The 937-nt window shown below is 45.9% G+C and carries 2 protein-coding genes; both read right to left on the bottom strand.

What is annotated here, in order from left to right; all coding sequences use genetic code 11:
- Window positions 1-605, bottom strand: a 605-nt coding sequence (locus tag H5300_RS26865) for a transposase (protein ID WP_405055153.1), incomplete at its 3' end; no start/stop codon positions are given.
- Between the two features lie 17 nt (window positions 606-622).
- The gene (locus tag H5300_RS28590; protein WP_405055152.1) at window positions 623-892 is read right to left on the bottom strand and encodes a DUF6444 domain-containing protein; all 270 of its coding nucleotides are present in this window, start codon (window positions 890-892) and stop codon (window positions 623-625) included.
- Window positions 893-937: the final 45 nt, after the last annotated feature.

The raw sequence follows: 937 nt of genomic DNA, 5'->3' as shown, positions 1-937 counted from the left end.
CGGTCTGCGGCTATCCAGTTATAGCTTGGGCACTGGTCGCTAACCACAATGCCTGCATAGTCTTCATCGATGACCTTTTTCGCTGAGGAAGATGAGCGTGAATAGAGTATTTGTTCATAGACAAGGTCATCACTGGCCACTAACCAACACCAACGAAGGCTCGTTTCATCATTTCGGTGATGAGAGGTTTCGTCAGCATGAATCAAAGTCGCTTTCTTTAACGCTTGTTTTATCGCTTGATGCAATGGAGTTAGCATTGAAGCGACCTTCGTTTGCGCTTCGCTAATCGCGCCGACCGAAAAGGTTGTGCCAAGCTGTTCTTTGAGTAGAGATTGGATTTTCCGAACACTGAGGTGATATTGACCCGCAAGCACTCCAATGTAACTTAATAAGTTCGGTCCTATAATCCCTTGCGATGCATCATCAGGCTTTTGAGCCTTGACGGTTTCTTTGCAGTGCCGACATTGACCTGAAAATAAACGGTATTCGGTGATATCGACAGTGGGCTTTGGAATATCGAAGACCTGATGGCGATAGTATGGCCCACCTTGGACCTCAATGTCAGATTGAGCGCAACAAGGACAAGTTTCAGGGAAGCAGTCAATGATGACATCCGTTTTTTTTAACGGTGAGAGCTTTCGTTGATGCCCTGTGTGGCCTTGTTTAGCTCCTCTCGAATTGCGACCACCAGAGCTTTCAGCTTTTTTCGCTCATGCTTGTCCTTAGGGTTGTCAGACGAAGGTGGCTTCGATGAATTTTTGGAGTTAGTTGCTTGTTTATCGGTAAGGTGGCGCAACTGTTCCCACAACTCATCAATAAGCACCTTAGCCTCATTCAAATCTGAGACTTCAGGTGGTGCTTCTTGGTATTTAGGTGATTTCTTTCTAGTCATGAAACCATAATGGCTTCCCAGAATGATCACTCAAGACCCACAGTG

This window comes from Vibrio sp. SG41-7, assembly GCF_014164465.1.
GTDB classification, from domain to species: Bacteria; Pseudomonadota; Gammaproteobacteria; order Enterobacterales; family Vibrionaceae; genus Vibrio; species Vibrio splendidus.
The sequence above is the reverse complement of the archived record's forward strand: the minus strand, read 5'-3'. Positions and strand labels throughout refer to the sequence as shown.

Coding starts and splice junctions, on each gene's coding strand:
- H5300_RS28590 (WP_405055152.1), bottom strand. CDS start 892: ATGACTAGAAAGAAATCACCTAAATACCAAGAAGCACCACCTGAAGTC.